Below are 22698 nucleotides of genomic sequence, written 5' to 3'. Positions count from 1 at the left end.
ACCCATCGGACAGGCCCTAGTGGGGTCGGGCAGGCAGTTCGGTCGGCAGGGCTCGCCGGGCTCGGCGCCGCATCCGTCGCAGGAGCGGGCGGCTGCCTCGACTCGAGGAGGCGGTGAAGGTGGCGAAGGCGTGGTCCGCGACGGTGTGCGGGGTGAGTCCGTTGGCGGTGATGACCTGCAGGGCGTGCGGCGGGCGGCTGGTGGTGCGTACCCGGATGCCGGTGTCGTCGCCCTGGGCGCGGGCGAGGTCGGGGATGAAGAGAAGGCCCGCGGCGGCGTGGACGGTGGTGCCGACGTTCGTGAGGAGGCTGCCGAGTCGGACGAGTTCCGCTGCGGCGGCTTCGGCGGTGGCCGGCCACTGGGCTGCTGCGCCGTCGAGTGGGTCAGGCTGGTGGACGGGGAGGGACGTGGTGCCTCCGGGGGTTGGTGTGTTCGGTGTCGATGAGTTGCCACCACCCGTCGATAAAAAACATTACCCACCTTGCGTCACCTGACGAGTGGAACCGTCCGCAGCATCGCGTCGTGCGGATACACGCCGAAGCGCGATCCGTCTCTCGGGTCACCCGTGGAGTGTGTGTTTTCGGTTGGCCTGCGCCCTTGCCACCCGCCTCGGCGGAAGTGGGCGCCGGCCGCTTTCGTGTCTGCCGGCCTCTGGTGAGCACGCGTACTGGCTTGTCTCCGCGTCGTCTTCACCTTCCGGCTTCCGGCGGAGCGCTCCTGCGCTAGCCTCGATGCAGCATCAATGACTTGGAGGCCGTGATGCGGATTGTCTTCGACCCGGCCGAGCAGGAGGCCCTGCGGGCCGACGCACGGGAAATGGCTGACCACGACCCGCGCATCGCCTACGTGTTGGAGCGGCTGGCCGGCGAAGGTGTCGAACTGGACCGCGTCACCTCGTGGGAGGACCTGCGCGAGAACCTCGGGCAGCCCCCGCTCGACGACTCCGCTCCCGCTTCGAACGTCGCCTGATGGGGCGGCACGGCCCCAAGCGCGCCCGCATCGTCTTCTACGACGTCGCGCGGGAGCAGATAGAGAAGATGACGGAGGCCGAGCGCCTTCGGCTGGACCCCGTGCTGGTCGCTGTCTCCAGGAACCCCGAGCTGGGCGCGCTCTCGAAGCACGGCTCCATCCGTGAACACCGCGAGGACGGCGTCCGCGTGCTGTACGTCCCGACAGCTCTGGGCACCCTGGTCCTGGTCGCGTACGTCGAGGCGGACTGATCTCGCCCCAGCCTGAGCATGCTGCCCGAGCAGCGGCGGGCCGGACGGCTCCGGGACGGCATCGCTCCCGCCGGGCCGCTTGGAGCACCCCGGCCCAGGACCCCACGGTAGGCCGGCGCTTCAGCAACGCACGCCGCTCCCGCTCCGTCATCCCGCTCGCCACCTCGTACTCGACGCGCTTGTCGAGCGCGTAGGCGAGGCACTCGGCACGCACCGGACACTCTGCGCACAACGCCTTGGCCCGGTTCTGAGCCGCATGCTCGACGAAAAGGTAGTCCGCGTTCGCCGTCCGGCACAGCCCGGACAACACCGGGCTTCCGTCCACCGATCCCCCTCCACACGCCGTTTCCCCAGCTGCGGCCTGATCACCAGAACACGCACGCTACGGAGGCCTGGTTCTCGCAGGTGTGAACTGCCTGCTCAGCCCTGGCCGTCGCCGCGTGGCCTCCTTCGGTTCGGGACCCTCAGTCGCCGGTGTGTGGTGCGGGTTCGGGGGTCCGGGGCGTGGCGGCCCAGGAGGCGAGCAGGCGCAGGCTCTGTTCGGAGGGGGAGGCGGGTTCGGCGGTGTAGATGGTGAGGGTGAGGCCGGGTTCGGCGGCCATCTCCAGTCCTTGATAGGCGAGGGTGAGTTCGCCGACGGCCGTGTGGTGGTAGCGCTTGAAGCCGGTGCCGTGGTGGCGGACGTTGTGGGCGCCCCAGCGGGTGCGGAAGGCGTCGCTGCGGGTGGAGAGTTCGCCGACGAGGTCGTGGAGGTCCTTGTCGTGGGGGTCGCGGCCGGCTTCGGTGCGCAGGACGGCGACGCTGATGTCGGCGGCCTGGTCCCAGCCGGCGTAGAAGCGGCGGGCGTCGGGGCTGAGGAAAGTGAAGCGGGCGAGGTTTTCCTGGTTGTGGGGGTCGGCGTAGACGTCGGCGTAGAAGGCGCGGGCGAGCCGGTTGACGGCCAGGAGGTCCATGCGGCCGTTGCGGACGAAGGCCGGGCCTGCGGTGACCGCGTCCAGGGTCCATTGCAGGCTCGGGTGCGGCTTCCACTGCCTGGTGGTGGCGCGGCGGCGGGGGCGGGTGAGGGCGTCGGAGCCGTCGGCGGCCTGGGCCAGGTGGAGCAGGTGGGCGCGTTCGGCGTCGTCGAGCCGCAGGGCCCGGGCGATGGCCTCCAGGACGGCCGGTGAGACGCCGGCGAGGTTGCCGCGCTCCAGCTTGGCGTAGTACTCGACGCTCCCCGGTGACGTCTACATCGACGCCGTCGCCGCCGCCCCGGCCCCCTCCCGGGTCACCGCGAACCTGGTCCACCTCATGCCCGGCGCCCGCACCCACTGGCACCGCCACCCACTGGGCCAGACCGTCTACGTCGCCGAGGGCGTCGGACTGTGCCAGCGCCGGAGCGGGCCGGTGGAGGTCATCCGGCCCGGCGACCGCGTCCTGTTCGAGGCCGATGAGGAGCACTGTCACAGCGCCGCCCCGTACCGACTGATGGTCCACTGGCCATCAACGAGGGCGACGCCGACCACGACGTAGTGCACTGGCTGACCCCCGTCACCGACGACGACTACGCCGTCGGCCCGGCCGTCTGATCCCGCGCCCGGCGCCGCGTCCATGCCCGCATGACGGCCCCGGAGGTCCTCTCCATGCACTCCACAGTCCTTCGCGGTCCGGTCCGCATCCTTTCCGCGGGCGCTCTGCTGCTCGCCGTAGCCGCCTGCTCCGGCGACCCGCGGGAAGCCACTCCGACCGCCCCCACGGCTTCCTTCTCGGAGCCCGTCGGGCGGCAGGAGACGGCGGCGCCCGCCGCGCCGACCAGCGCACCGGCCTCCCCGTCGCCAGCCTCTGACAGGAACACCACCGTGGACATCCGCGTCACCCTCGACGGCCGCCCGGTCGAGGCCACCTTGAACGACAGCCCGGCCGCCCGCGACTTCGCCGAGCTGCTCCCGCTCACGCTGGCCCTCACTGACTTCCACGGCACCGAGCGAGTCGCCGGCCTGCCGCGCAAGCTGGACACCTCCGGCGCCCCCGACCCGACCGCGGCCAAGATCGGCGACATCGCCTACTACGCCCCCCGGGGCAACCTGGCGCTCTTCTACCAGGACGGGCCTTCCGCTTCCGCCGACCTGCTCATCCTCGGCCAGCTTGACGTGGGCGCCGCCCAGCTCGGCCGAGCCGGTCGCATCACCGTCGAAGCCGCCCCCTGACCTCCATCCCCGCCCCCACTTCCCGACGGGACCACAACGGCATGAACCCCGCCAGGCCGGCTGCACCGGCCAGGGCTGCCGTCGACGGTGACGAACACCCGGCCTTCGTCGTACTTGGTCTTCAGCGCGGCCTCCAGCATGGTCAGGTTGACGGGCGGCTCGCCCATCTCGTCGGGCACCTGGGCGATGTCGTGGGTGACCTTGCGGTCCTCGTCGCGGACCTTCGTCACGAACTTCGAGCCGGGCACGGGCCCGGCGGCGGCGCCGATCCGGTCGGCCCACCACTCGGGGGCGGAGGGGGCCTTGCGGCGCCGTTCGTTCGCGTCCAGGCGGTGAGGCTGGAGATCGGCCGCCCGGCTTTCTGCGTGTCGTCAGGCGACGCGGAGGATGCTCTTGCCATGGGTTGTGCCCTCGGCGAGGTGCTGCACAGCTGTGGCCAGGTCTCCGAGGGCGTACTCGGTGGTGATGTCCATGCGGACCGTGCCGTCTGCGACGAGGTCAAGTACGCGGCGGGTACTGGCGGCGAGTCGCTCGGGGTGGGTCCGGCTGAGCAGGTTGCTGTTGTAGGTCAGGAGTGACTTGCCGTGCATGAGGAGGTCGTTGGCGTTGGCGAGGACGGGTTCGTACGTGGCGAGGTTGCCGTATGCCACCAGTCGGCCGTGTGCTGCGAGCTGGTCGAGGCCGGCGGTGCGGGTCGAGCCGCCGACCGGGTCGAGGATGACGTCGGGCTTTTCGTCGCCGAGCTTGGCCGGGAACTCCTCGCGGAGCAGGAGCTGGTCGTACCCGAACCGTGCGGCGTAGTCGGCCCTGTCGTCAGTGCTGACCACACCGACGATCCGGCCTGCTCCGGCCAGTCGGGCGAACTGGGCGGCGAGCGTGCCGACTGAGCCGGCGGCGGCGTGGATCAGCACGCTTTCGCCGGGCCGCACGTTCGCAGCGGTGTTGATCAGGTCGTAGGCGGTCGGTGCGCCCCACCCGAGACCTGCGGCTGTCCTCAGCGGCACGCCGCCGACGCCAAAGGTGAGCGTGGCGGGCGCCAGGACCACTTCGGCGTAGGCGCCGGAGGTAGTCAGCGCGGTGACGGCCTCACCAACACGGCGTGCGTCGACACCCGCGCCGACCGCGACGATGTGCCCGGACGCCTCGAATCCCGGGACGAAGGGGCGAGGTACGGCGAACTGGCCGTTCCTGACCATGGTGTCGCCCCACTGGATCCCGGCGTAGGCCACACGGATCGCCACCTGGCCGGGGCCGGGGGCGGGCTCATCGAGTTCGGCCACCCGGTAGTGGTCATCAGCGTCGAGAACGACAGCCTTCATGGTTACAGCCCCCTGTGTTGACTCAGTATCCTTACAGTCGAGAACGGTAGGCATATAAGGTTCCTGAGTCAACCCATGAACCTGTCAATGAAGTGGGAGTACGCGGTGGAAGCTCGGATCGAGAACGACCTCTGCACCCGAATCAGGCGGTCAGAGCAGGCGTTGATGGCGCACCACGAGGCAGTACTGCGTGCCTACGGGCTGACCATGACGCAGTACACCGTGCTGTTGATCCTCTCGCGCGAAGGCGGCATGTCCGGCGCCCAACTGGCCCGCTCCTGCGGCGTCACGCAGCAGAGCATGAGCAGCGTGCTGACCAACATGGAGACCAAGGAACTCATCCGCCGCGAGACGTCCCCCGTGCACGCCAAGGTGCAGATCGCCACCCTCACCGATGAGGGCCGGGCGCTGCTGGACCGCGCCTACCAGGAGGTGGTCATCCTTGAGCGCGCGCTCAACGACGCGTTCACGCCCTCCGAACACGCCTCACTCTGCGAACTTCTGGAACGCGCCACCACCGTCCTGATCCAGCAGACGCGCCACGCGACAGCCCCGCCCGCCAGCTGAGCCCGCGGCCGCCACACGCGCGGGAGCCCCATCACTGCGTACCCGCTCTGGAAGATCGGTCGCCCCGCCTGCGATGCCTGCCTGTTCTGCCGTGCCCGTGGTGCTGACCGCCGCCGAGCGCCACCATCTGAAGAAGATGACTTACGGCCGCGAGCTGTGGTGGAGCCGCTCGCTCGTCCACCGAGTGCCCCGGCGGGCGGCCCCTCCCCTACCGTCCACGCGTATTCGCCGCCCCCTGGCCCGGCTGAACCGATCCGGGACCAGGCCGCCCCTCTCCTTTGACCACGCGGGCCTGGGAGGAACATGTCCTCGATGGCCGCCGGGGGGATTCAGCCCTGTGCGTGGCTGGCCTGTTCCTCCACCACGTTCGCGAGCCTGGCGAGCATGCTGCGGTGGCGTAGCTGGATCAGTGCGTCGACTGCGGCATTGTGCAGCGTTCCGCCGATGCCCCGCAGAGGGTGCTCGTCCACGATTGTCAGGGCCTCGTCGCCCCAGGGGCGGACTTCGATCGCCACGCGGGCGGTGCCGAGAGGTCCGCTGTCGACTTCCAGCTCCAGTTCCTGAGGAACGTCGACGCGTCGTACGACGGTGGTGCTCGCAACGGTCCACGGTCCGAGGCGGACGGTGTACTCCAGTACGGATCCGAGTTCGGGCCACAGGCCGCGGGCCACCCGCGATTCGCTCGTGCCCACCACCCAGTCCGCGTAGCGCCGCCCGTCGCCAAGGACCGCCCACACTTGGCTCGGCGTGGCGTGGATCAAGTGGTGTCGTACGGCCATGACTGTCCTCCTGGGCGAGGGTGATGCCGGCCCGGTCCCGCGAGGTCCTTTGTATCGGCCGCAGCGCCGCCTGGTCCAAGGAGGCCGGTGGCGGGCAGCGGCGTGTCCTCATGGGCCGAGAGAACGTGCCGGAAGTAGTGCGTGACGAGCGTGGGCATGAAGGCCCGGGCCACCTGCGCGACGCGCACCCACTGCGGGGCATACATGTGAGCTGAGCGACGTTCGATACCCCGTACCATGGCCGCCGCGTAGGCGGCGGGGTCCTGGTTGACGGAGGTCGGCCATGGCAGGTGCGCGCGTAGTGTCTGGAAGACCTCTGTCTGGTCCGCGTGGCGGATCATCGCGGTATCGGCCCAGTTCAGGTAGGCAATGCCGACGTCGACGCCCCGGTGAGCGATCTCGGCACGCAGGGCGTGCGCGAAGGCCTCGACCCCGGACTTGGAGGCGCAGTACGCGGTGAGGAGCGGGGTGGGCGCCAACGCGACGAGGGACGCGACCTGGAGGTAGTAACCGTGGCTGCGCAAGAGGTCGGGCAGGAAACAGCGGGCGGTGAGGGCGCTGCCGACAAGGTTGACGTCGATCACCCGCCGCCAGTCTTCCGAATCGCAGTCCTGCAGCGCGCCTCCGATGGCGACTCCGGCGTTCGCGACGACCACGGAGGGCGCGCCCAGCGTGTTGCGGACCTCTTCGGCTGTTGCCGAGAGTGCGGCCACATCGGTGACGTCGACCGTCCATGGAGCAGCGGGTCCCGGCAGCTCGGCCGCCAATTGGTGCAGCCGCTGCCCTTCCCGGTCGAGCAGGACCACATGGGCGCCACGCCGCGACAGTGCATACGCCGTGCTCGCGCCGATGCCCCGGGCGGCGCCGGTGACAACGGCGACCCGGCCCTGCAGTGGGCTCGCGTGCGAGTGGGTGCGGTACCGGCGGGCTCTGGGCCTCATGCCATGCCCCTGCCCGCCTGCGTCCGTTCCATACGGGACCGGGGCGGCTACGGCGTTCGCGGAATCGACGTCGGGTACGTCATCTCGACAGTCGTGCTGCCGTCGCGCGGCCAGGACGAGGCGGCGGCTCAAGCCGGCATGACGACGACTCGCCTTCCGGACCGGACAGGCTAGTCCAGGTTTCAGGACGTATCGCTTCGGGTCACAGGTGTAGGGCCCGAGGGCATGCCCCGCTGCGTCTGGAGAAGTGATGTCCGAGAAGAATCCGGTGAAGGCCGTCGCCGAAGGAAGGGCCGGCGCCATGCGCACCGGCCCCGCCGAGGGTCCCGAAGAGGGTGTGCCCGGCAAGCCGGCCCCCGTGTCGCCGCAGCTGGTCGAGCCGACTACACCGGTCGAGCCGCTGCCGCCGAAGGCGGATCAGAGCGGCCCGGAAACCGTCAGCCCGACCGGGCAGCCCACCGGCGCGGAGCAGGCCAGGACGGCGCAGAGCGGCGCGTACCTGACCACCGCCCAGGGTGTCCGACTGCCGGATACGGACCACTCACTCAAAGTGGGACCGCGGGGGCCGGTGCTGCTGCAGGACAACCACCTGCGCGAGAAGCTCATGCACTTCGATCACGAGCGCATCCCGGAGCGCGTGGTGCACGCCCGTGGATCCGCCGCGCACGGCGTCTTCCAGTCCTACGGCACAGGGCAGACGGTCAGCAAGGCCGCGTTCCTGGCCCGGGACGTCGAGACGCCGGTGTTCGTCCGCTTCTCCACCGTCCTCGGCTCCCGGGGCTCCGCCGACACGGTGCGTGACACCCGTGGCTTCGCCACGAAGTTCTACACGGAGGAAGGCGTCTTCGACCTGGTCGGGAATAACATCCCGGTGTTCTTCATCCAGGACGCGATCAAGTTCCCCGACGTCATCCACGCCGGCAAGCCACACCCCGACCGGGAGATCCCCCAGGCACAGAGCGCGCACGACACGTTCTGGGACTTCGTCTCCCTGCACACCGAGGCCACCCACCACACCCTGTGGAACATGTCCGACCGGGGGATCCCCCGCTCGTACAGAATGATGGAGGGCTTCGGCGTTCACACGTTCCGACTCGTCAACGCCGAAGGCGCCACGACACTTGTCAAGTTCCACTGGAAGCCCAAACTCGGCGTCCACTCCCTGGTCTGGGAGGAGGCACAGATCCTCGCGGGCGTCGATCCCGACTTCCACCGCCGCGACCTCTATGACGCCATCGAATCCGGCGCCTTCCCCCAGTGGGAGCTCGGCATCCAGACCTTCCCCGACACGGACGACCAGATGTTCGAAGGAATCGACCTCCTCGACTCGACAAAGATCGTCCCAGAGGAGCTGGCGCCCGTGCAGCCCGTCGGACTCCTGACGCTGAACGCGAACCCGTCGAACTTCTTCGCCGAGGTGGAACAGGTCGCGTTCCACACCGGCCATCTCGTCCCGGGCATCGACGCCACCGACGACCCCCTCCTCGCGGGACGGAACTTCTCCTACCTGGACACCCAGCTCACCCGGCTCGGCGGACCCAACTTCCCGCAGATCCCGATCAACCGCACCCACGCCCCCGTCAACGACATGCTCCGCGACGGCCTGCACCAAACGGCTGTGCACCGGGGCGTGGCCCCCTACAAACCCAACAGCCTCGACGGAGGCTGCCCCTTCTTCGCCGGCGCCAACACGGGTGCGTTCATCGAGGTCCCCGTGGAGGTGCCGGCCGGGCGGAAAGTCCGCGCGGCCCCGGCCTCGTACGACGACCACTTCTCCCAGCCGCGCCAGTTCTGGCTGAGCATGAGCCCGGTCGAGCGCGAGCACGTCATCGCCGCCTACACCTTCGAGCTGAGCAAGTGCTACGAGCAGGCCATCAAGGAACGCACCCTGAGCGTCCTCGCGAACATCGACGGCGAACTGTGCGCCCAGGTCGCGGCCGGTCTGGGCTTGGCTGTGCCGGCCGCCACCGAAGCACTCGCCGATGTCGCCCCCAGTCCGGCCCTGTCGCAGATCGGCGCCACCTGGCCGCTGGACGGACGCGTCATCGGCATCGTCACCGACCAAGCCGTCGACACGGCCACCGTGCGGGCGGTTCGCCAGGTTGTCCTGGATGCCGGCATGGTGCCGCTGGTGGTGTCCGCGGCCGGCGGAGTGCTCGGCACGGACGGAGACCCAGTGACCGTGCAGCGCACCTTCGCCACCGCCCGCTCCGTCGAATTCGACGCCCTCGTCTTCATCGGCGCCCCGCAGGCGGCAGCCGACGCGTATGGCGCCCGCGACGCCAAGGCCGGCTCCCCCACGGCCGCCCCCTGCGACCCCCGCGTCCTCACGCTGCTGACCGAGGCATACCGGCACGGCAAAGCGCTCGCAGGCCGGGACGGAGCCGAAGCACTGTTCGAAGCCGCCGGCATCTCCGCAGGTGCGCCTGGCGTCATCCTCTCGGACGGAGCACAGGCACTGCCCCAGCTACTGGAACTCCTCGCGGCCCACCGCGTCTGGGAACGCTTCCCGGCCGCTGTGTGACTCAACGGCCTGCGGGGACCCTCCAGGGGGGCTTCGCAGCGTGTCGGCAAGCCCCGGACCCGCATGGGGTCCGGGGCTTGCCGCAGGCACACGGGCGTCCCGGTGGCGGTCCACCGCCGCGCGCAGCGCCCGGCGGACGACCAGCACCTGGCAGGGCGGGCGCACGAGGGTAGGGGCGGCGGGCTGGACAAGCGGAGCGGCGCGGGGTGTCTCACCCGCGGGTCGCGAGGAACGTGTGGGTGATGCCCGTCTGCCATCCAGGCAGGGGCAGCACCCGGACGTCGACGAATCCGGCACTTTGCAGGCGGTCGGCGAACTGCTCTGCCGTGTCGAATTCGAGCACGCTGCGATGCAGGTGCTGGTAGAGGGTCGCGTCCCCGTGCAGCCGGCCCCAGGGCACGACCATGCCTCGCATTACCGCGTTCCACACGGTCCGGTGGACTGTTCGGCCGCTGAGGGTGTACTCGTGGACCGCCAGCCGCCCGCCCGGACGCAGGAGGTCGCGGACCGTGCGGAGCACGGTGTCAGGGTTGGCGAGGTTGCGGAAGAGGTAGGCGGCGAATACGGCGTCGTACGGCCCTGCGGCATCGGTGGAGCCGACATCCTCGGCAGGCGCGTGCACGAAGGAGACGGAGGAGGGCCAGGCCTTGGCCCGCGCCTGCCCCAGCATGCCGGCCGAGGCGTCCACACCGGTGATGGTGGCGCGGGGTACGGCGTGGAGAAGGGCCCGGGTCGAGGATCCCGTACCGCATCCGAGGTCAAGGACGGACAGGCCGGAGCCTTCGTCGGGCAGGCAGAGGCGGCGGGCGGAGCGGCGCAGGTGTCCGTGGTAGCCGGGGTTCGCGGCTGTCATGCGGTCGTACGAGGGAGCGGCGCGGTCGAAGGCTGCGGTGAGGTCGTCGTCGCGGAGCAGGGTCATGGGATCCTCCTGGTCGGCTCCAGCCTGCGCCTGGCCTCCTCGACGCGCTGTGTGCCACGCCGGAATGTCCGAGTGTCTTTCGCGGGGCTCGCGGACCGGGCCGGGCCGGCTGCACACCGTCCTGCTTCACGCTCAGGGGTCATCCGGGACGGAAGGGTTGATCCGTACGGCGTAAGGGCGGATGTGCGGCGCCTCCGCCGCGGTACGCATGCGCCGAGCGAGCCGGTCTCCCGGCGACCGGCGGTGAAGGGCAGTCCCCATGCGTGCAATGGACCCGCTTCATGTCGACAGCGATGTGGCGGCGGCCGTGAACAGAAGGTTGGCGACGATGCTCGACCGTCGGCTCGAGGAGTCCGAGGCTCTGGACCCCCTGTTCGCTGCGGACCTGGCTGGTCGGGTCGTACGGTTCACCCTCCAGGGGGGACGGCGCATGCGTCCGCGGTTGTGCTGGTGGGGCATGCGCGCTGCGGGCGGCGGGGCGCCGCTCGCGGAGACCGCCCTGGGTGTCGCAGGCGCCTTGGAACTCGTTCAGACGTGTGCGCTGATTCAGGACGACATGATGGACGGCTCGCCGCTCCGCCGGGGACGGCCGGCGGTGCACGTCGAGATCGACGAGCAGTACGCGACACAGCGACGCGACCGCCCGTGCGGCACATTCGGCGGAGCAGCAGCCGTGCTGGCGGGCGATCTCGCTCTGGTGTGGGCCGACGACGCCTTCGCGGAGGCCACGGCCGGGTCCCCGGCCGCGGTACCGGCGGCCGCCGTCTGGCGGTCCATGCGAACGGAGATGGTGGCCGGCCAGTATCTGGATCTGCACGCCCAGGTGACGGCCGACCGGTCTTCGGCGCGGGCGGTGCGGTCAGCCGTGCTGAAGACCGCTCTGTACTCGGTGGAGCGTCCGTTGGTGCTCGGTGCCACACTCGCCGGGACGTCGGCGAGCGCCCTTGCGGCGCTCCGGAAGGCGGGCCGTTTCGCGGGGGTGGCCTTCCAGCTGCATGACGACCTGCAGGGCGCGTTCGGTGACCCGGCTTCGACGGGAAAGCCGGTGGGCGAGGATCTGCGCGAGGGCAGGCTGACGTATCTGGTCGCGGTGGCCCGGGAGCGCTGCGAGGCTGCCGGGGACCGTTCCGGGCTGCGTGTCCTGGACGAGGTTGTCGGTGCCCGGTACGGGACGGCCGAGGAGGACGTCCGGCGGGCGCACGAGGTAGTGGATCGTTCCGGCGCGCGCGAGCAGGTCGTCGCCCAGGTGGAGCGGCTGTGCAGCCGAAGCGAGGATGCGCTCGCAGGGGCGGTGCTTGACCGGGCTGCCACGTCCCATCTCGTGCGGTTGCTGCGCGGTGCCTGTGGCCTGCCACCCGGCGGGAGTCCGGAACCGGCCGCGGAGACGGGGCTCGAGACCGAGGTGGTGGCGTTCGACGACGCGCTGATCGGAGATCTGCGGTGAAGGCGCTGTCGGGGCGGACCGATCACGTCGTGGTCGTGGGAGCCGGTCTGGCCGGGCTGTCCGCGGCGCTGCACCTGCTGGGGGCGGGGCGGCGTGTGACGGTGGTGGAGCGTGACGCCCACGCGGGCGGCCGCGCGGGGCGGATCGAGCGAGCCGGGTATCTGATGGACACGGGTCCCACCGTGCTCACGATGCCGGATGTGCTCGAAGAGACCTTCGCGGCGGTGGGCGCCCGGATGCGTGACCACCTCGAGCTCGTAGCCCTGCACCCGGCCTACCGGGCGCGGTTCGCGGACGGCAGCCGGATCGATGTCCATACCGACGCCGAGGCCATGGCAGCGGAAGTGGAAAGGTTCGCCGGGGCACGCGAGGCTGCCGGGTACCGCCGCCTGCGCCGGTGGCTGACCGACCTGTACGCCTTGCAGATGGGTCGGTTCATCGACGCGAACTTCGACTCGCCATGGCAGCTGGTGCACCCCGATCTGGTGCGGCTGGCGCTCGCGGGTGGCTTCGGACCGCTCGACCGGGCGATCGGCCGCTTCCTCGAGGACGAACGGCTTCAGAGGGTCTTCTCCTTCCAGTCGCTGTACGCGGGAGTGGCGCCCTCCAGGGCCCTGGCCGCGTACGCGGTCATCGCCTACATGGACACGGTCGCGGGCGTGTACTTCCCTCGCGGCGGCATGCATGCCGTACCCGCCGCGATGGCCCGTGTGGCCGGCGCCGCAGGGGCGGAACTGCGGTTCGGCGAGGAGGTGCAAGCCCTGGAGCGGCGGGGAGAGCGGGTGACCGCGGTCGTCACCGCCTCCGGCCGGATCGCATGCGACGCGGTGGTTCTGACCCCCGATCTGCCGGTCGCCTATCAGCTGCTGGGGCGCCGTCCCCGGCGTCCTGCCCGGCTGCGGCACTCCCCCAGCGCGGTCGTGCTCCACGCTGGAACCGACCGGACCTGGCCGCAGCTGGGGCACCACACCATCTCGTTCGGAGGCGCTTGGGACGGCACGTTCCGCGAGCTCACCCGTGCCGGGCGGGTGATGAGCGATCCCTCTCTGCTCATCACCCGTCCGACTGCCACCGATCCGTCACTGGCCCCGCCCGGTCGCCATCTGCACTACATCCTGGCACCGTGCCCGAACACCGAGGTGGGTCCCGAAGCGGTGCACTGGGGAGAGCTGGGCGCACCGTACCGCGACTCGCTTGTCGCGGAGCTGGAGCGGCGCGGCATGCATGGGCTGGGCGACTCCATCGAGGAGGAGTGCCTGGTGACGCCTGCCGACTGGGCGGCGCGCGGGCATGCGGCCGGCACGCCGTTCTCGGTGGCGCACACGTTCGCCCAGACCGGTCCGTTCCGGCCGCGCAATCTCGTCCGCGGCACCGACAACGCCGTGTTGGCGGGGTGCGGCACGACTCCTGGCGTGGGTGTGCCGACGGTTCTGCTCTCGGGCAGACTCGCCGCCCTGCGCATCACCGGTGCGCCGGACGGCCGCACCCGCCGCCCGGGGCCCGCCCTGCCGGTCGCGAACCGGCAGGAGGTGACGAGGTGACCGCCCGCGAGCTGGACGCGGCGGGCATCCAGGAGGCCGGGCTGCGCGCCGACTACACGGCCTGCCGCCGGCTCAACGCGCGTCATGGGAGGACCTACTTCCTCGCCACGAGGCTCCTTCCGGTGGACCGGAGGTCCGCCGTCCACGCCCTGTACGGTTTCGCGCGACGTGCCGACGACATCGTCGACGACCTGGGAAGCGGGGCCACGTTCGCCGAGCGTGAGGCGGCTCTGGACACGCTGGAGACCGAGTGGGCGATGGCGCTCGGCGGCGGCCGGGTAGCGGAGCCCGTGGTCCGCGCCGTCGCCGACACGCGGGCCCGTTACGGCATTGCGGCGCGCCACTTCACGGATTTCATGACCTCCATGCGCAGCGACCTGTCGGTCACGGACTATCCGACGTACGAGGAGCTGGCCACGTACATGCACGGTTCGGCCGCCGTGATCGGACTGCAGATGGTGCCCGTCCTGGGCACGGTCGTACCGAGCGCCGAGGCGGAGCCGCACGCCGCCGCGCTGGGAGTGGCGTTCCAGCTCACGAATTTCCTGCGGGACGTCGGGGAGGATCTCGACCGGGGCCGGATCTACCTTCCCGCCGATCTGCTGGGCGCCTACGGCGTGGACCGTTCCCTGCTGCTGTGGAGCCGTTCGACGGGGCGGCACGACTGGCGCATCACCGAGGCTCTCAGGGCCGCCGCCTCTCTCACGCGTCACGTCTACCGTGCGGCGGAGCCCGGCATCGGCCTGCTCCACCCGGTGTCGGCTCCCTGTGTCCGGACGGCGTTCGTGCTGTACCGGGACATCCTCCAGGCCATCGAGGACGACGGTTTCTCCGTGGTGCACCGGAGGGCCGTCGTGGGCAGGCGACGGCGGCTGGCGGTAGCCGGGCCCGGCTTCGTCCGCGCCGTCGCGGCCCGCAGAGGGTGGGCCCTCTTTCGGCAGTCTGCCGAGAGGAAGCCGGACCGGCCCCGGGGGGCATGCGTCTCACCAGTGCCGCCGAGGCTCCCGGAATCGGCTTGGGTGCCACACGCCTCGCGAGCCGGAGGTGCGGAGCGGTGAGCGGGATTCCGTTGCGATGGCGGAAGGAGCCGGTCGCCTGGGAGCGGCAGCGGCCGACCTGGCGCGAGGCGCGGCCCGCGTCGATCGCGGCCGCCCTGCGGCGCGCGCAGGCCCGCGCGTCGGGTAACTGGTATGTCGTCGCGGACAGTCGCGACGTGCGGTCCGACCGTCCGCTCGGCCGCCATGTCGGCGGGGTCGAGGTGGTGCTCTGGCGCGATGCGGCCGGCGTCGCGGTGGCCGGTCCGGGGGCCTGTCCCCATCTGGGCGCGCCCCTGAAGGACGCCGTCGTCCGGTGCGGGACGCTGACCTGCCACTGGCACGGTATGAGTCTGGACGGGCGTCCCTTCGCCGGCTGGGATCCGTGGCCCGTCCATGACGACGGACTGCTGGTGTGGGTGCGCCTGGACGAGGTGGGCGGGGAGACGCCCACCGAGCGGCCCGTGGTGCCGCAGCGTGCGAACGGCGCCGAAGCGGTGAGCGCCGTCTACACCGGGGTGGGGGCCTGCGAGCCGGAGGACGTCGTGGCCAACCGTCTGGACCCATGGCACGGCGCGTGGCTGCACCCGTACTCGTTCGTGGACCTGAAGGTCCTGGAAGTTCCGTCCGAGGACGCGGCCGACGCGGAGGACGTCCTGGTGGTGGACGTGGCGTTCAAGGTCGCGGGCCGCGGCGTCGTACCGGTACGGGCCGCCTTCACCGCGCCGGAACCCCGAACGGTCGTGATGCGGATCGAGGCGGGAGAGGGTGCGGGATCGGTGGTGGAGACGCATGCCACGCCGTTGACGGCGACCGGGTCCGACCGCCCCCGCACGGCCGTGGTCGAGGCGGTCGTGGCCGTCTCGGACCGGCGCGGCTTCGCCGTCGCCAGGGCCATGGCGCCACTGCTCCGGCCGGCGATCCGGGCGGCGGCCGGCCGGCTGTGGCGGGACGATCTGAGGTACGCGGAGCGGCGCTGGTCGCTGCGCCGCCAGGGGCGGTTCCCGGGCTGAGGGTTCACCGCAGTGGCGGGCGGGGAACGCCGGGCGGGCCCTTCGGCGTTCGTATCACGGGCTCTCCGCAAATGCGGCGAGGCGGCGCGGGAGCGCGGACCGGCCGCGCCGGGGGACGGTCCAGAGGGTCTGGCCGCGCAGACCCCAGCGGCGTAGATGCGCGTTGGCTGCCAGGAAGCCTGTGGTTGCCGCGCGCTCCATCAGGGCTACGGGCAGGTCGCTGCGGACGAGGTCACCGCCGACGGTCACCGTGGGGTCCGGGGTGTCGACCGTGGGGCGGTCGGCGGCGGTACCGACGGCGAACAACGGGCAGTCGGCGCGCCACAGGCGGCGCTCGTCGACGACCCGAGCGGCCCGCGTTTCGGGGTAGATGCGGTGGAGTTCGGCCAGGAGGGTGCGTGAGAGCGTCTCGGGGTCGGCCGACGGCGCGGCGGCGTAGGCATGGAGTTCGACGACTGATCCGCCGGACTTCCGTGCCCAGCGCAGGGCTTCTCCTTCCCAGCGTTCCAGGACGCTGATGTTGTCCAGCGGTCCGTAGCCGCTGGTGCCGAGGAAACCGGGCCGTTCGGCGTTGACGGGGCGGTCGAACCAGATCCGGTGGACCAGGAAGGGCGGCGCAGAGGCGAGGCGGCCGATCCGCGCACGCCACATCTCGTCGCAGAGCGTGGGCGAGTTCCTCACCAGGGAACGCAGCCCTCCCGGATCGAGGGCCAGGACCAGGGCGTCGGCGCGGTCCGTCCCGTCCTCGGTGACGAGGGTGTGCCCTCCGTGCGGGTCGGGCTCCACGGCGTGGACGGGTGTGCTGGTGCGGATCCGTACGCGGTGACCGTCGAGGTAGCGTGCGAGGGGGTCCCACAGTGCCTGCGGATAGGGCTCGTCGGGCACGTCGAAGAGGAGGCCCTCCGAGGAGCCGAGAAAGTAGATGTGGAACATCAGGGCGAGCTCGGCCGCGGACAGCTCTGACGGGTCGGCGAAGAAGCTGCGGGAGAAGACCTCGAAGGCGAGGTGCTGGGCCGCCTCGGGGAAGTGGATGCGCTCCAGGAGCTTGCGGGCGCTGATCCGGTCGTAGCGCTCGTACAGGTCCGGCAACCGGACGTCGAGGAGGGGCAGGGCCGCCCGCGCGTCCAGCCGGTGCAGGTCGCGCCAGCCGAAGCTGGGGCTCAGGGCAGCGAAGCCCAGGGCGTTCCACGGCGGGGTGCGCGGGACGCGGGCGAAGCTGTCGTAGAGGCCGGACGCGTGCTGAAGGGGGTAGTCGCCGATTCCTCGCAGACGTTCCAGTCCCGGGTCGACGCGGCGGAGAAGGCCGCGCAGGTTGTAGTACTGCCGGAAGAAGGCGTGGAAGCCGCGGCTCATGGTGACGGACGAGCCGTCGGCGAGTTCGACGGGCCACCCGGTGAGGCGTCCGCCGAGCGAGGCCTCCCGTTCGTAGAGGGTGACGCCGACGCCGCGCTCAGCCAGGAGCGTCGCCGCCGCGAGGCCCGCGATCCCTCCCCCGACGACCGCGCAGCGTGGCGCCCCTCCTCCGGTGTGCCGGGCCCGGCCTTCGTGGGCAGGTACGACTTCGGCCTTCCGGTCGCGTCCACGGCGTGCGGCCCGTACGGGCTGAGGGCTCATCTGACGGCCTTTCTGGGGTCCGGTACGGGAAGGAAGGTGCGGATCAGCGGGGGGAACGAGCGAGGAACGGGAGGCCCGCGGCGGACCGCAGCATCGGCAGGACTGGGGTCCGCAGCCCGACCAGCACGTCCTCAGCGGGGCGTGTCTCGCCATCCAGGAAACGCAGAAGGCGCTCGGCCGGGACGGTACGGAAGAGGCGGCTGAAGAACGACGCACCCTGCACCCGTCCGGTGGCGAGACCGCGCAGCAGGATCGCGTCCATGGCCAGATGGCGGGCGGTGTAGGCAGCGGGCGGAACGGGTGTGCGGCCGTGGTGGACGGCGGCCGCGACGGCGCGGGTCTGGCGCTGGATCGCCGAGAACGCGTAGCCCGTGGAGGGACGGATCGCTCCGCCGGCCGCGCCGATCCGGAAGACGTGGCGCCCGGCGCGGGGGCTGTGGTGGGCGTCGGTCAGGGGGATGACGCCTCGTTCCCGGGCGAGGACGTCGTGCGGGCCGAGACGGAGCACGTCCTGGGTGTAGTGACGCAGCGCGGCCTCGTACGCATGCTCCGTCAGGGCGGCCGGGCCGAACTCCGTGTATTCCACCAGCGCCTCGTGGGGACCCGTGGGCAGCACGTAGCCGAAGGACAGCCCGTGCCGGGGCTGTGGTGTGCGGAAGTCCATCAGCTCCACGACCTCCGGCTGGAACACCGGCCGGCGCGTACGAACGAACCAGCCACGGAAGTGCTGCAGGAGCGCGGTTCTGGCGGGCGCGAGCGCGGGAGGACGGGAGTCGAAGACCCAGCGCGCCCTCATGGATGTCGTCGCGCCACCGGCGGTGCGGCAGAGGAGTGCGGCGCCGTCGTGCCCGTCCTCGATCCTCTCCACGACGGCCTCGGCGCGGGTCAGGGCGCCCAGTCGCGGGCGCAGGCCCTCCTCGAAGGAGGTCGAGCGCAGCATCTTGTAGCGGAACCGTCCCAGGCTTCGGAGGGTGGCGGGGCCGTCGGCAGCACGTACCCGGAGGTGGTCCCAGGTGGCGGTCACCAGATCGTCGTACTCTCCCGGTCCCTCTTCCCAGTAGCACCAGGTGCGTTCGGGCGGACGCAGGGAGCCGGGCGGCGCGTCGACAAGGGTTACGGAGAGGGCGGGGACACCGGCATGTGGGCTGAGCAGGCGCCAGGCGAGCGACAGTCCGGCCGCGCCTGCCCCGACAATGGCCACGTCACACTGCGGCACCACGTGTCCTCCTCCGGCCAGGGGGATACGCCGAGGCCCCAGGTACCGCGGCGCCGGACACGGTGATCGTATGCCGCTCTGGTCCGCAAGCCGGTCGACCACTCCCGGCGTTTCGCGTCCCCCGCCGTCCTGGACGCCTGGCCGTGGAGCGCCCGATGGCTGAAGGTCGGCCGGCGCCTGTGCCGGCGGTGCCGGGTGACGTCCGTGGCGGTCGCCGCCGGTCTGGACTGGTCCCGCCTGACCGCGACGACGCAGTTCGCCCAACGCCCCGCGGTCCTCCGGACCTCACGGACGTCCAGGCCGCGGCGGACCGGCTTCTCCACTCGGAGAGTCCTTCGTGGGAGACACTCCGGGGCGGGCCGTGTGATCGGGGTGGCCGGTGGTGCGCCGTGCCTCCTTCAGCCGGGCCTCCTGGAGGTGTGGTCTTCCGTCGGCGAGGTCGGCCACCACGCCGCGTTCCAGGTCACGGAAGGGCTCGTAGTAGGTCCTGTCATAGGCCTCGACGATCTGGAAGGTCCAATGACCGGGAATGACGTTGCGTCCGATGATCTCGGACTCCACACGGTCCGCCCAGTCGTCGTGACCGGCGGCGCGCAGCAGGTCGACCGCGTGGTCCAGCTCGAAGTCGGCCGTACCAGTCAGCTGGTGGAAGCCGTACAGGTGCCCCCGGGCACGCTCGACAGTCTCCAGCGCCTTGGAGAGGGAGCCCAGCGCCTCCACGGTCGCGTCGCTGACATCCTGGGGCCGGTGGTGTGCCGCGTCGGGGCTGTTGTCGTGGGAAGTCATGTGGAACATGTCCCCGCCGAACTGCCACGCGTACCGGTGCCGCCGCCCGTCACCCCGGAACAGGCGCAACATGCTTGCTGTGCGGGGACTCGAAGTCGGCGGCGGACCGCATCATCGACCGCCGCGGACCCCTGCTCGCCCTCCAGCCCGCAAGCGGTTCGCCAAAGACACTGTGCTTCGCCCATGGCTGCCGGTGGAGGATTCCACACTGGTCTGGTGTGCGAATTCTCGTGTACAACTTCCCGTCCCGGCGTGATCCTGTCTCTTTGCCGATCTCCAAGAAGAAGATCGTGAAGGGTGGATCCACACACGCACAGCCATACGCCGCGGGCCTTCCTGCGGAAGGGCCTACTGGCAGCGGGGTCCGGGGTCGCGCTCGCGGCAGCGCTCCTCGTTCCGACATCACAGGCCGCTGAGCCCTCCAGCACGGCCGCGCAGACCGCGAGCGCGTCCGTCGCCTCTGCCACCCCGACCGTCTCGCCCACGGTGCAGACGGGGCCTCGCAACATCATCAAGCGGCTGCAGGACACTTACATTCGTAGCACCGACAGCGCCGACCACTCGCAGGAACAGCTCCTTCATGTGGGTTCGCCCGACGGCGGTGCGACGAAGTACCGCAGCTTCATGCAGTTCGACGTCTCCAAGCTGCGGGGCGCGCCGATCAAGCAGGCTACTCTGCGCGTCTACAACTCCTTCGTATCCGACTGCTCGGCGAAGGCGTGGATGGGCGTGTATCCGGTGACTTCGGCCTGGGACCAGTCCTCCGTCACCTGGGCCAACCAGCCCTCTGTCGGCGCGGGCAAGGGCACCTGGTTCGGGCTCGGGCACCCGGACTGCCCCGGCGTGCCGAACAAGACCGATCCGGCGGCCTCCAACGGCATCCAGCGCATCGATGTCACCGACTGGGTCAAGGGGTGGGCTGACACCACGCTGCCGAACCACGGCATCCGGCTGAGCGCGGCTGAGGACGTCAGCACGGGTTACAAGGACTTCTGCTCCATGAATCCGGTGGCCACCGAGTACGCCTGCCACGCGGCGTACAACGCGCCGACCCTGGAAGTCGTGTTCAACGAGGGCCACACTCCGGTCATCACGGGCAACGACACCGGCCCCACCTACCCGGGCGGATACCCGGGGCAGCATGCCGCACTGGAGTTCTTCGACTCGACCAGCCCCTCCGTCTGGCCGGCCTCCGGGCCGTACCAGCGGTGGATCCCGGACGCCTACCACTCGGTCCTCGACACGACCCTGAAGGGCGACACATGGGAGGGCGGCACCTCCCACAAGCTCCGTCCCGGCGGAACGTACGGCGGATCGGTCCTGGTCACCGGCGACGGTGCCAGCGGATTCATCGGGGTGGTCCCCTACCCGTCGCTCGCCGGCTATCACTGGGCGATCAACGTGGGAAACAACCCGAAGGACCTGCACGGCGTGGAGATGCTCCCGGACGGTACCGTCATCGGCGCTTTCGGGGACCGGGTCTTCGGCGCGGAGGGCATCCACGGCGGTCTCGCGGTCTACTCCAAGGCTCAGGGCAAGCCCGGCAGCTGGAGTGCGGCACCGGTGCAGGAGACGTCGCTCGCCGGAGCTCACGAGGTTCTCTATGACCAGAACTCCGGGTACGTCTGGGCAGTCGGGACGGACGCCCTCGTGCGGTACACGTACAGTAACGGCCGTCTCGGCTGGGGCGAGAGCTTCCCTCTTCCGCGTCAGACGGGTGACGCTCCGGCGTACGGACACGAGCTCACCCCCGTCTACGGCAACTCCGACCGCCTCTGGGTCGGCGGCAACGGCGGCATCATCCAGGTTCTCGAAGAGCGGTGCCGTCTCCTGTCACGTCGAGACGGGGCGGTGGCCGCTGGCGAAGCACGTCGTCGGTGACGCGAAGAACCGCTGGTGCAACGACTACGCCGACAGCTCGGTGGAGGCCGTGGTCAACGGGCGTTCGATGATCAAGAGTGTCGGCAACGACCCGGTGTCCGGGGCCGTGCTCTCCACGTGCGCGCAGACCGGCTGCCCTGAGACACAGACGACGTACCCCACATGGACGACGGCCTACCTGCGGTTCGTCTCCACCGGTGGAACGCAGTCGCTCCGGCTCGCCTCCACCACCGCGGACCGGCACTACCGGGCGACCTGGGCGGTACCCGCCTACCAGTAGACGTCGGTTCGGCAACACGTCTCCGCACTCCCGCCAGGTCGTGCCCCTGATGCTCAAGGGTCGTCGCCACGGCGGTGGGCACCAGGAGCACGTCCCCCGGCTGCCGCAGCCGGACGGTGCCTGACCAGTGCGTGGTGACCATCGGCAGGGCAGCGATGCGCATTGCACAACCCTGGCGTCACCGCACGTGCTCAGACCGAGCGCGATGGTGGTACCGCCGGTGATGTTGCCCTTGTCGTCACCCTTGCAGAGGCGCAGGGTTCCGTCCCTTGTAGAGGTGCAGGGTTCCGTCCGCCCAGATGGCGACAACGTCAGCGAAGCCATCGCCGTCGAAGTCCGTCCTGGCGAGCTGCTTCATGCTGCCCAGGCGGCCCCGCCGGCCTGGAGCGCGTTCTGACCGGGGTTCTCTTCGCGCAAGTCAGGGCCGGGATCGTGGCTGGTCTGGTACCTGGGTCTCCATCAGGCAGATATGACCGCCGCCGGCTTCAACGGCGACGGATGGGCGACCGCATGGCCTTCTGGAACGACGGCACCCTCGACCTCCACAAGGGCGACGGGTACGGAGCGTGCTCACGGGAACAATCATCTCCGCGGCGGCAACGCCTGGGGCACGCTGAAGCACCCGACCTAACCCCCACAGTGCTCACTCTTCGGGGAGGCATGGCCGATTCACCCACCCCAGGGACACGGCCACGCCTCCCGCCGGCGCGCCGTGGGCGCTCGGGACGTCGAACGACGCGGCCGCAGTCAGCCGCTCGACGAACGCCTGGAAGTCCGCCGCCAGCGGGAGTTCCGTGTGGGTGTCCACGTCGAACCACGTCACGGACGGATCCCCACGCACTCCGCATGCCCGGTAGTCGAGAGCAGTCCAGCAGTGGCCATCACCGGAGAGCAGAACCAAAGGAGACGGAAGACCCCACTCCTCGACCAAGTAGGGCGAGTCCACCAGTGAAAGTCGGTCGTCGTGACGGCCGATGCCCATCATGTCGTCGAGCGGCACATGGTTCTCGCTCCACGACGTCGGCACTTCGGTCGGGAACGCGTTCCACAGCTCCGCCACCAGGCCGCCGTTCTGGACCCGCAGGATCTCCAGCAACGAGGCCGGCAGACGGACACCGAGCTGGCGCTCGGCATCCTGAACGACCGCGTCGGTCAGCGGTGGCTGAACCCCGTACAGGCCCTCGCCCCAGAACGTCGCCTTAACCTCATCAAACCGAGCCACGAACGCATCCTATGGACTCCCCGGACCGGGTTGACGATCTACAGGAGCTTAAACAGGGTTAAATAGATCGCGGCGCTCGACGTCCTCGACTCCAGGCTCGACCGGGCCGCCGTCGCCCGGAGGTTCGAGGAGGTGGACGCCGGCTGCTGGGCGGACAGCGGCGACGTCGTGGTGTACGCCGACAGGACCTACACCTTCGTCGGTACGCAGGC

20 protein-coding genes and 3 pseudogenes are annotated in these 22698 nt (G+C 70.6%); 13 read left to right on the top strand and 10 right to left on the bottom strand.

Going from position 1 to position 22698, the window contains the following annotated elements:
• The 3 genes and pseudogenes from AOK00_RS39610 to AOK00_RS02555 form a co-directional block, all read left to right on the top strand.
• Positions 1-445, top strand: a pseudogene (locus AOK00_RS39610) (hypothetical protein); the annotation flags it as partial.
• 314 nt (positions 446-759) lie between these two features.
• On the top strand, positions 760-969 hold the full coding sequence (locus AOK00_RS02560) for a hypothetical protein (RefSeq protein WP_055598684.1): 210 nt from the start codon (positions 760-762) through the stop codon (positions 967-969).
• A complete protein-coding gene (locus AOK00_RS02555) occupies positions 969-1220 on the top strand; it encodes a hypothetical protein (RefSeq protein ID WP_055598683.1) in 252 nt (83 codons plus the stop codon). Before AOK00_RS02560 ends, AOK00_RS02555 begins: the two co-directional genes overlap by 1 nt.
• A gap of 37 nt (positions 1221-1257) precedes the next feature.
• Here the strand turns inward: AOK00_RS02555 and AOK00_RS36680 are convergent.
• Together AOK00_RS36680 and AOK00_RS02550 are read right to left on the bottom strand one after the other, a co-directional pair.
• Positions 1258-1545, bottom strand: a pseudogene (locus AOK00_RS36680) (WhiB family transcriptional regulator); the annotation flags it as partial.
• Between the two features lie 139 nt (positions 1546-1684).
• Positions 1685-2434, bottom strand: a pseudogene (locus AOK00_RS02550) (helix-turn-helix transcriptional regulator); the annotation flags it as partial.
• 76 nt (positions 2435-2510) lie between these two features.
• Between AOK00_RS02550 and AOK00_RS41550 the strand changes: the two are divergent.
• Together AOK00_RS41550 and AOK00_RS41290 are read left to right on the top strand one after the other, a co-directional pair.
• Positions 2511-2732 carry a cupin domain-containing protein gene (locus AOK00_RS41550; RefSeq protein ID WP_254047215.1) on the top strand — a complete coding sequence of 74 codons (222 nt, stop codon included), beginning with the start codon at positions 2511-2513 and terminating at the stop codon, positions 2730-2732.
• A 326-nt stretch (positions 2733-3058) separates the two neighbouring features.
• Complete coding sequence (locus AOK00_RS41290; protein WP_055598681.1) at positions 3059-3406, top strand: cyclophilin-like fold protein; 348 nt, start codon at positions 3059-3061, stop codon at positions 3404-3406.
• Positions 3407-3777: 371 nt separating this feature from the next.
• On the opposite strand, the gene AOK00_RS02525 is transcribed toward AOK00_RS41290, so the two are convergent.
• Positions 3778-4725: a quinone oxidoreductase family protein gene (locus AOK00_RS02525; RefSeq protein WP_055598679.1), complete on the bottom strand. Its 948-nt coding sequence runs from the start codon at positions 4723-4725 to the stop codon at positions 3778-3780.
• Positions 4726-4800: 75 nt separating this feature from the next.
• Between AOK00_RS02525 and AOK00_RS02520 the strand changes: the two genes are divergently transcribed.
• Positions 4801-5292, top strand: a complete 492-nt coding sequence (locus AOK00_RS02520; protein WP_079041805.1) for a MarR family winged helix-turn-helix transcriptional regulator — start codon at positions 4801-4803, stop codon at positions 5290-5292.
• Between the two features lie 329 nt (positions 5293-5621).
• Here AOK00_RS02520 and AOK00_RS02515 read toward each other — a convergent pair whose 3' ends face one another.
• Positions 5622-6071 carry an SRPBCC family protein gene (locus AOK00_RS02515; RefSeq protein WP_055598677.1) on the bottom strand — a complete coding sequence of 150 codons (450 nt, stop codon included), beginning with the start codon at positions 6069-6071 and terminating at the stop codon, positions 5622-5624.
• Positions 6050-7012, bottom strand: a complete 963-nt coding sequence (locus AOK00_RS02510; RefSeq protein ID WP_055598676.1) for an SDR family oxidoreductase — start codon at positions 7010-7012, stop codon at positions 6050-6052. The genes AOK00_RS02515 and AOK00_RS02510 overlap by 22 nt, the downstream gene beginning before the upstream one ends.
• A gap of 250 nt (positions 7013-7262) precedes the next feature.
• Between AOK00_RS02510 and AOK00_RS02505 the strand changes: the two genes are divergently transcribed.
• On the top strand, positions 7263-9536 hold the full coding sequence (locus AOK00_RS02505) for a catalase (protein ID WP_055598675.1): 2274 nt from the start codon (positions 7263-7265) through the stop codon (positions 9534-9536).
• Positions 9537-9747: 211 nt separating this feature from the next.
• Here AOK00_RS02505 and AOK00_RS02500 read toward each other — a convergent pair whose 3' ends face one another.
• Positions 9748-10455 (bottom strand): class I SAM-dependent methyltransferase, encoded by a 708-nt coding sequence (locus AOK00_RS02500; protein ID WP_055598674.1) that lies wholly within the window; start codon positions 10453-10455, stop codon positions 9748-9750.
• A 259-nt stretch (positions 10456-10714) separates the two neighbouring features.
• On the opposite strand from AOK00_RS02500, the gene AOK00_RS02495 reads away from it, so the two are divergent.
• From AOK00_RS02495 to AOK00_RS02480, 4 genes are read left to right on the top strand one after another with little or no spacing between them, the layout of a single operon-like run.
• Entirely contained in the window at positions 10715-11899 is a 1185-nt protein-coding gene (locus tag AOK00_RS02495; RefSeq protein WP_079041804.1) for a polyprenyl synthetase family protein, read from the top strand.
• On the top strand, positions 11896-13440 hold the full coding sequence (gene crtI, locus AOK00_RS02490) for a phytoene desaturase family protein (protein WP_055598673.1): 1545 nt from the start codon (positions 11896-11898) through the stop codon (positions 13438-13440). Before AOK00_RS02495 ends, crtI begins: the two co-directional genes overlap by 4 nt.
• Complete coding sequence (locus AOK00_RS02485; protein ID WP_055598672.1) at positions 13437-14498, top strand: phytoene/squalene synthase family protein; 1062 nt, start codon at positions 13437-13439, stop codon at positions 14496-14498. The genes crtI and AOK00_RS02485 overlap by 4 nt, the downstream gene beginning before the upstream one ends.
• Entirely contained in the window at positions 14495-15487 is a 993-nt protein-coding gene (locus AOK00_RS02480) for a DUF5914 domain-containing protein (RefSeq protein ID WP_055598671.1), read from the top strand. Before AOK00_RS02485 ends, AOK00_RS02480 begins: the two co-directional genes overlap by 4 nt.
• A 54-nt stretch (positions 15488-15541) precedes the next feature.
• On the opposite strand, the gene AOK00_RS02475 is transcribed toward AOK00_RS02480, so the two are convergent.
• The 3 genes from AOK00_RS02475 to AOK00_RS02465 all read right to left on the bottom strand — a co-directional run bounded on the left by AOK00_RS02475 (position 15542) and on the right by AOK00_RS02465 (position 19103).
• Entirely contained in the window at positions 15542-17101 is a 1560-nt protein-coding gene (locus AOK00_RS02475) for an FAD-dependent oxidoreductase (protein WP_055598670.1), read from the bottom strand.
• Between the two features lie 43 nt (positions 17102-17144).
• Positions 17145-18317, bottom strand: coding sequence for a lycopene cyclase family protein (locus tag AOK00_RS02470; protein WP_055598689.1), 1173 nt, complete (start codon positions 18315-18317; stop codon positions 17145-17147).
• A 285-nt stretch (positions 18318-18602) separates the two neighbouring features.
• On the bottom strand, positions 18603-19103 hold the full coding sequence (locus AOK00_RS02465) for a hypothetical protein (protein ID WP_055598688.1): 501 nt from the start codon (positions 19101-19103) through the stop codon (positions 18603-18605).
• A 486-nt stretch (positions 19104-19589) separates the two neighbouring features.
• Between AOK00_RS02465 and AOK00_RS02460 the strand changes: the two genes are divergently transcribed.
• Positions 19590-20984 (top strand): DNRLRE domain-containing protein, encoded by a 1395-nt coding sequence (locus tag AOK00_RS02460; RefSeq protein WP_159041677.1) that lies wholly within the window; start codon positions 19590-19592, stop codon positions 20982-20984.
• Positions 20985-21051: 67 nt separating this feature from the next.
• Positions 21052-21264 carry a hypothetical protein gene (locus AOK00_RS02455; protein ID WP_159041676.1) on the top strand — a complete coding sequence of 71 codons (213 nt, stop codon included), beginning with the start codon at positions 21052-21054 and terminating at the stop codon, positions 21262-21264.
• 643 nt (positions 21265-21907) lie between these two features.
• On the opposite strand, the gene AOK00_RS02450 is transcribed toward AOK00_RS02455, so the two are convergent.
• Entirely contained in the window at positions 21908-22486 is a 579-nt protein-coding gene (locus tag AOK00_RS02450) for an SMI1/KNR4 family protein (RefSeq protein WP_063886501.1), read from the bottom strand.
• Positions 22487-22698: the final 212 nt, after the last annotated feature.

The sequence above is a fragment of the Streptomyces aureus genome (genome assembly GCF_001418135.1).
GTDB lineage: Bacteria > Actinomycetota > Actinomycetes > Streptomycetales > Streptomycetaceae > Streptomyces > Streptomyces aureus_A.
This window is presented reverse-complemented; position numbering and strand designations above follow the sequence as displayed.